This is a genomic window from Myxococcus vastator (genome assembly GCF_010894475.1).
Classification (GTDB): domain Bacteria; phylum Myxococcota; class Myxococcia; order Myxococcales; family Myxococcaceae; genus Myxococcus; species Myxococcus vastator.
The window spans coordinates 1-6922 of sequence record NZ_JAAIYB010000439.1 but is presented as its reverse complement, the minus strand read 5'-3'; the positions used below and the strand labels follow the sequence as shown (position 1 = coordinate 6922).

The window sequence follows — 6922 nt, the reverse complement described above, 5'->3', positions numbered from 1 at the left end:
GCGGGTGGACAGGCCCGGCATGGCCGCACGCACGCTCCGCGACGGGGCCGCTAGAGCGCCGGTGCCCGCGCGCGCCACCACACCCAGGCCGCCGCGCCCACCTCCGACATCAACACGCCCGACAGGATGAGCGCGCCGCCCAGCCACTCGCGAGGCCCGAGCGTCTCGTAGCCCAGCAGCACCGAGTACAGCGCGGCGAACACCGACTCCAGTGAGTAGATGAGCGCCGCGCGCACCGCCGTGGTGCGCGCCTGCCCCCACGTCTGGACGCTGATGGCCAGCGCGCTGGCGAACACGCCGCAGACGAGCACCGCCCCCACGAAGGACGGATGCCACGCCACGCGCCGCTCCACGAAGGGCAGGCACAGCGCGGACAGCAGCGCCACGGTCCACAGCTGCACCGCCACCAGCCCCATGACACCCTGCTTCGGCGCGTGCCGCTCCGTCATGAGGATGTGGCACGCGTAGGCCACCGCGCAGCCCAGCGACAGCACGTCTCCGGACGACAGGCCCACGCCCACGTCGGGCTGCGTGAAGAAGTAGAGCCCCACCGCCGCCAGGCCCACGCCCAGGAGCGAGGTGAACTTCGGCGCCTTCCGGTAGAGCACCAGCGACAGCAGCGGCACCAGCAGCACGCACAGCCCGGTGATGAACGCCGAGCGCGACGGCGTGGTCGTGGTGAGCCCCACCGTCTGCAGGGAGAAGCCCAGGAAGAGGAAGGTGCCCAGCATCGTCCCGCTGCGCAGGTTGCGCGCCGTCAGCACCTGCCGTCCCGCCAGGGCGCTCAGCACCACCGCGCCCACGAGGAAGCGCAGCGCGAGGAAGCTGAAGGGGTCGCCGTGCCCGAGCGCGTCCTTCACCACCACGAAGGTGATGCCCCAGAACGAGGTGATGAGCGCCAGCGCCCCATCCGCGCGGAGCCGCTGGGAGCGCGACGGATGCGCCGTGGCGCCGCCCCCCAGCATGTCGGACGTCGAGGTGCTCATGTCGCGAGGGTCCACCGGAGAGGATGACGCCGGGCTCGCCAGGGGACGCCAGGGCGGCCACGGCCGCGGGCTTTTTGACGCAGCCTGGGCGGCCACGCAACTCTCCCTGAGCGCGCCTACAGGGTGCGCTCGACGACGACCAGCCGCTTGGAGCGGCCCGTGGCATCCCAGGCCTCGTTGGCCTGCCGGGTCAGCGTGGCGTCCGCTCGCCGGAACCCCAGCCGCTCGAAGGTGCGCAGCGACACCGTGTTGTCGTCGTCCACGTCCGCGAGGACGCGCGGCTGCCCCTGACGCCGGGCCTCGTCCAGCAGGCACTCCAGCAGCCCCGTGGCCACGCCCATGCGCCGCACGCGGGGCGCCACCACCAGCGAGCGCACCCAGACGCCCTCCAACTGCAGGCCCTCCTGCCGGTAGGAGTCCACCCAGGCGAAGCCGTGCATCCGTCCCTGCGCGTCGAAGGCGCCCGCCGCGGCCCCCCGGCGCCCCGCGTCCGGCAGGCCCCAGCGCTCGCGGAGCTGGCGGCGCAGGAAGCCCGGAGAGACCACCAGCCGCTCACTGGCGTAGGCCAGGAGCGGGTCCAGGTCGCCGACCGTCAGGAGCCGCACCTCCAACGGCCCCACCAGGCGGCGACGAAGCGGCAGCGACCATCCGGCGAAGAGGGAGTCCCACACGCGCCGAGACACTAGCCGGGTCTGGGGCCAGGCCCACGCCGTGGACGCGGCCTGCTGCGCCAGCCGCAGCGGCCTGGGCAGTGGCAGCACCCACCGGCCCCTGCGGAGGGCCACCACCCGGCCCAGCGTCACGCCGCCCGGGGCGTCCGGGGCCCCCAGCAGCGAGGCCGTCCGCCACGGCCGTGTGGACACCACCATGTGCGCCACCAGCTCGCGCCCCTGCCGCATCAGCGCGACGTCCCCGGCCTCCAGCGAGCCCGGGCCGCAGCGCATCACCCGCACCGAGTCCCCGGCCCGCAGCAGCGGGAAGAGGCTTCGCCCCGCGCCACGCACCCACAGCCGGTGCCCCGGAGGCAACGCCTCCAGCACGTCCAACAACACCTCTGCGGAGGAGGACCCGCGCGAAGGCATGCACCCAGCCTCATGTGCTCCCCGGCCCTTGGGAACACACGCGAAATCTACCTGTTGCCCGGTACACACACCAACCGCTGGCGGTGCCGGACGGCCTCCACGTGTTCCCCGGGAGCCTCGGGAGCGAATAAGAGGAGGCCGCGCGAGAAGCGGGAGGAGGCGGCCATGGACACGGCACTGGAAGGTTCAATGGCGCCCCGGCCCGGCGGGTGGAGCCGCCACTGGCGCTGGGTCCTTCCGCTGGGGTGCCTGGGGATGCTCGCCTCGTGCGTCGGCCTGGGCGTGCTGGCCACGTACCTGGGCTTCTCCTCCCTGGGCCAGTCCGACGCGCACCAGGAAGCGGTGGCCATCGCCAGCGGCGACGCGTGGGTGCTGCGCGCGCTGGGGACGCCCATCGAGAGTGGCCTGCCCCGGCGCAGCTCCGTGCAGAGCCGCAACGGGGTCTCTCGCGCGCAGTTCTCCCTCCCCATCGAGGGGCCCGACGGCAAGGGCACGCTGCACGCGCAGGGCGAGAAGCGCGGAGACGGCCCCTGGCAGTTCAACCACCTCATCGTCGCCCTGGGCGACGGCACGCTCATCGACCTGCTCCGCGCCGAACCGCTCAAGCGCCCCGAGCTGCCGCTGCCCGCCGAGCCGCCCTACGCGGACGAGGCCCCGGAGCCCGAAGAGGAAGCAGCGCCGCGCGACGCGGGCCGCGACATCGAGCTGTGAGTCGCGAAAAGCGAAGGGGCGGCGCGGGGAGGTCCCCACGTCGCCCCTTGCGTCAGGACACGTCCGTGCCCTTCGGCGCTACTTCAGCTTCGCCAGCTCCGCGCGCAGCTCGGGCAGCACCTTGAAGAGGTCCGCCACCATGCCGTAGTCCGCCACCTGGAAGATGGGGGCCTCGGGGTCCTTGTTGATGGCGACGATGGTCTTCGAGCTCTTCATGCCCGCCAGGTGCTGGATGGCGCCGCTGATGCCCGCCGCGATGTAGAGCGACGGAGCCACCACCTTGCCCGTCTGGCCGACCTGCAAGTCATTGGGAACCCAACCCGCGTCGCACACCGCGCGGGACGCGCCCACCGCGGCGCCCAGGTCGTCCGCCAGGCCTTCAATCTCCTTGAAGTCGCCCTTGGTGCCGCGGCCACCGGAGACGACGACGCGCGCCTCGGTCAGCTCGGGCCGCGCGCTCTTCACTTCCTTGAAGTCGACGAACTTCGTCTTGGAGGCCTCGACCTTCGGGCTGAAGGTCTTCACCTCGGCGGCGCCCTGACCGCCAGCGGCGGCGGGGAACTCGGTGGCGCGCAGGGTGAGCACCTTCACCGGCGTGGTGAGCTTCACGTCGGCGAAGACGTTGCCGGCCCACATGGGGCGGGTGAAGGAGAGGTCCGCGCCGCTGCCGTTGATGGCCATGACGTCGGTGGCCATGGCGGCGCGCAGGCGGCCGGCCACGCGGGGCAGCAGGTCCTTGCCCTGCGCGGTGGACGCCATGCCGATGTAGTCCGCCTTCAGCTCCTGGGCCAGGGCGGCGATGGCGGGCGCGTAGGTCTCCGCCAGGTAGTGCTCCAGCTCGGCGGCGGCGCCCAGGTGCACGGCCTTCGCGCCGTAACCCTTGAGCTCGTCGGCGACCTTCGCGGGGTCCTTGCCCACCAGGGCGATGTGAAGCTCACCACCCGCCTTCTCCGCGAGCTGCTTGCCGGCGGAGATGGCGTTGAGGGTGGCCTTGCGGAGGTTCCCGTCCGGCTGCTGCTCGGCGACAATGAGAACGATTGGCATTTGGATGACTCCGTAGAGAGTGTGCGGAAGGGCCGCTCAGACGACCTTCGCCTCGTTGTGCAGCTTCTCGACCAGGGCAGGGACGTCCGCGACCTTGATGCCGGCCTTGCGCGCCGGGGGAGCGGACATCTTCAGCACCTGGATGGCGGGGGTGACGTCCACGCTCAGCTTGGCCGGCGTCAGCTCCTCGATGGGCTTGCTCTTCGCCTTCATGATGCCCGGGAGGCTGGCGTAGCGCGGCTGGTTGAGGCGCAGGTCCGTGGTGACGACGGCGGGCAGCTGGCACTCCACCGTGGCCAGCCCGTTGTCGACCTCGCGAATCACCTGCACGCTCTTCTTGTCGGCGGAGAGGACGATGGCGGGGACCTTGTTCTTCTCCTGCTCGCTCTCCATGGACTCCACCTTGGAGGCGAACGTGGCCTGGCCCCAGCCGAGGAACTCGGCGAGGTACTGGCCCACCTGGTTCTGGTCATCGTCGATGGACTGCTTGCCGAGGATGACGAGGTCCGGCTGCTCCTTCTCCACGACCTTCTGGAGCAGGGCCGCGATGCCGAGCTGGTCCACCGGGCCGGTGTGGTTCACCCACACGGCGCGGTGCGCGCCCATGGCCAGGGCGTGCCGGAGCTGCTCCTGCACCTCCTTGCCACCGACGGACACCACCACGACTTCGCCCTGGTGCTTCGCGACGAGCCGGAGTCCTTCTTCGACGCCGATTTCATCGAAGGGGTTGATCTTGTACTTCAGCCCCTCCTGAACGATGCCCGAGCCATCCGGCTTGACCTTGATCTTCGACTCGGGGTCTTCCACGCGCTTGGCGGTGACGAGGATCTTCACGGCGGTGCTTCTCCTTACGGGGAGGAGTTTGAAATCTGGGAGAACAGCCTGGGTTAATAGGCATTGGCGCGTCGCGGCGGCAATGGGAAACGGCCGCCGGACGCGGTGCCGCGGCGCTACTTGAACAGTTCCCGCGCGATGACGAGCCGCTGGACCTGGCTGGTGCCCTCGTAGACCTGGATGAGCTTGGCGTCGCGCATCAGCTTCTCCACGGGGTACTCCTTGATGTAGCCGTAGCCGCCGTACACCTGCACGGCGTCGGTGGCGACCTTCATCGCCATGTCCGCGGCGAAGCACTTGGCGTAGCTGGACTGGAGGGAGTTGCGCTTGCCCTCGTCCAGCAGCCACGCGCTCTCGTAGGTGAGCATGCGCGCCGCGTGGGTGTTCATGGCCATGTCGGCAATCATGAACTGGATGGCCTGGTGCTCGATGATGGGCTTGCCGAACGTGCGGCGCTGGGTGGAGTACTCCATGGAGTGCTCCAGCGCGGCGCGGGCGATGCCCACGGAGAACATGGCCGTCAGGGGGCGGCTGTTGTCCAGCGTGGCCATGGCGATGGCGAAGCCCTGCCCCTCTTCACCAATGCGGTTGGCCACCGGGACGCGCACGTCCTCGAAGGTCAGCGACACCGTCTCGCTGGCGCGCTGGCCCATCTTGTTCTCGTGCTTGCTGACAGACAGCCCCTCGGGGCGGCCCTCCACCACGAAGCAGGTGATGCCCTTGTGCTTCTTGCCCTTGTCCACCGAGGCGAACACCGTGTACTGGCTCGCCTGGCCGCCGTTGGTGATGAAGCACTTGGCGCCGTTGAGGACGTAGTGGTCTCCGTCCAGCCGCGCCGTGGTCTGCATGTTGGCCACGTCACTGCCGGCCTCGGGCTCCGTGAGGCAGAACGAGGAGAACTTCAGCTTCTCCGTGAAGGGCGTGAGCAGCCGCTTCTTCTGCTCGTCCGTCGCGTGGAGGATGATGGGCAGGTTGGCCAGGTCGTTGGCGATGATGGACGTCGCCACGCCCGCACAGCCCCAGCTCAGCTCCTCGGCGACCAAGGTCTGCTCCAGGTGCGACAGGCCCACGCCACCGTACTCGGTGGGGATCGCCATGTTGAGCAGCCCCAGCTCCCACGCGGTCGTCAGCAAATCGAGTGGGAAGGTGGCCGTCTCGTCGTAGTGGGCGGCCTTCGGACGCACGACTTCGCGGGCGTACTTGCGGGCCGCGTCCTGCAGCGCGCGCTGGGCCTCGGTGAGCTGGAATTCCATGGGGACCTCGTGGCGGGTTCGGCTCGTTGACTCGGGAGTCAACGAATACATGCCGCGGCGCGAAATCGCCAGTCCAACCCACCGGGAAGCAGAGGAGGACCGGGTCCATTTTCTCAAAAAAACAGGCCCCAACCCCGCACGGGGATTGGAGCCCAGGAAGCTGCTTAAAGTCCGTATTTCCCGAGAGGCTATTGGGCCGCGGGCGGCTTGGCGGCCTTGGGGACCTTCTCCCAGTCGGCCAGGAACTTCTTGATGCCGGCGTCGGTGAGCGGGTGGTTCGCCAGCTGGGTGATGACGTTGTAGGGCAGCGTGGCCACGTCCGCGCCCAGGCGCGCGGCCTGGAGCACGTGCACGGGGTTGCGCACGCTGGCCACCAGCACCTGCGTGTTGAAGTACTCGTAGTTCCGGAAGATCTCCAGGATGTGGGAGATGAGCTCCATGCCGTCCTGGGAGATGTCATCCAGCCGGCCCACGAAGGGCGACACGTAGGTGGCGCCGGCCTTGGCACACAGCAGGGCCTGGTTGGCGGAGAAGCACAGCGTGACGTTGGTGCGGATGCCCTCGGCGGTCAGCGCCTTGGTGGCCTTCATGCCCTCCACGCCCATGGGAATCTTCACCACGACGTTGTCGTGGATTTTCGCCAGGGAGCGGCCTTCCTTGATGAGCTCGTCCGCTTCCATGGACACACATTCGGCGCTGATGGGACCGTCCACGATGGAGCAGATTTCGCGGATGGTCTCCTCCAGGCCCCGGCCCACCTTGGCGAGCAGGGACGGGTTGGTCGTCACCCCGTCCACGCAGCCCATGGCGTGGGCCTTGCGAATCTCCTCCACGTCGGCGCTGTCGATGAAGAACTTCATCTCGTCCCTCTCTTGAAGGTGGAATGTGCCCCGGCCAAAGGAGGCCGGGCGAGCAGGCGCGTAACCGATGCCCCCCCATGCGTCAAGGGTGGCCACCGCCGGGGGGCGGAGGTAGAAGGCCGGACACTGAACATGGCCCGCCCTTCCCGCTC

At 69.5% G+C, this 6922-nt stretch carries 7 protein-coding genes; 1 reads left to right on the top strand and 6 read right to left on the bottom strand.

The features are described from left to right. Positions 1 to 50 precede the first annotated feature (50 nt). Both G4D87_RS30720 and G4D87_RS30715 read right to left on the bottom strand, forming a co-directional pair. Positions 51 to 986, bottom strand: a complete 936-nt coding sequence (locus G4D87_RS30720) for a DMT family transporter (protein ID WP_205507778.1) — start codon at positions 984 to 986, stop codon at positions 51 to 53. Positions 987 to 1102: 116 nt separating this feature from the next. Beyond that, entirely contained in the window at positions 1103 to 2068 is a 966-nt protein-coding gene (locus G4D87_RS30715) for a GNAT family N-acetyltransferase (protein ID WP_163786257.1), read from the bottom strand. 165 nt (positions 2069 to 2233) lie between these two features. On the opposite strand from G4D87_RS30715, the gene G4D87_RS30710 reads away from it, so the two are divergent. Further along, a complete protein-coding gene (locus G4D87_RS30710; protein ID WP_240358737.1) occupies positions 2234 to 2779 on the top strand; it encodes a cytochrome c oxidase assembly factor Coa1 family protein in 546 nt (181 codons plus the stop codon). Positions 2780 to 2857: 78 nt separating this feature from the next. On the opposite strand, the gene G4D87_RS30705 is transcribed toward G4D87_RS30710, so the two are convergent. From G4D87_RS30705 to fsa, 4 genes are all read right to left on the bottom strand, one after another. Beyond that, on the bottom strand, positions 2858 to 3823 hold the full coding sequence (locus G4D87_RS30705; protein WP_163786256.1) for an electron transfer flavoprotein subunit alpha/FixB family protein: 966 nt from the start codon (positions 3821 to 3823) through the stop codon (positions 2858 to 2860). 36 nt (positions 3824 to 3859) lie between these two features. Further along, the gene (locus tag G4D87_RS30700; protein WP_163786255.1) at positions 3860 to 4657 is read right to left on the bottom strand and encodes an electron transfer flavoprotein subunit beta/FixA family protein; all 798 of its coding nucleotides are present in this window, start codon (positions 4655 to 4657) and stop codon (positions 3860 to 3862) included. Between the two features lie 116 nt (positions 4658 to 4773). After that, positions 4774 to 5910 carry an acyl-CoA dehydrogenase family protein gene (locus G4D87_RS30695; protein ID WP_163786254.1) on the bottom strand — a complete coding sequence of 379 codons (1137 nt, stop codon included), beginning with the start codon at positions 5908 to 5910 and terminating at the stop codon, positions 4774 to 4776. Positions 5911 to 6098: 188 nt separating this feature from the next. Next, entirely contained in the window at positions 6099 to 6770 is a 672-nt protein-coding gene (gene fsa / locus G4D87_RS30690; protein ID WP_163786253.1) for a fructose-6-phosphate aldolase, read from the bottom strand. Positions 6771 to 6922: the final 152 nt, after the last annotated feature.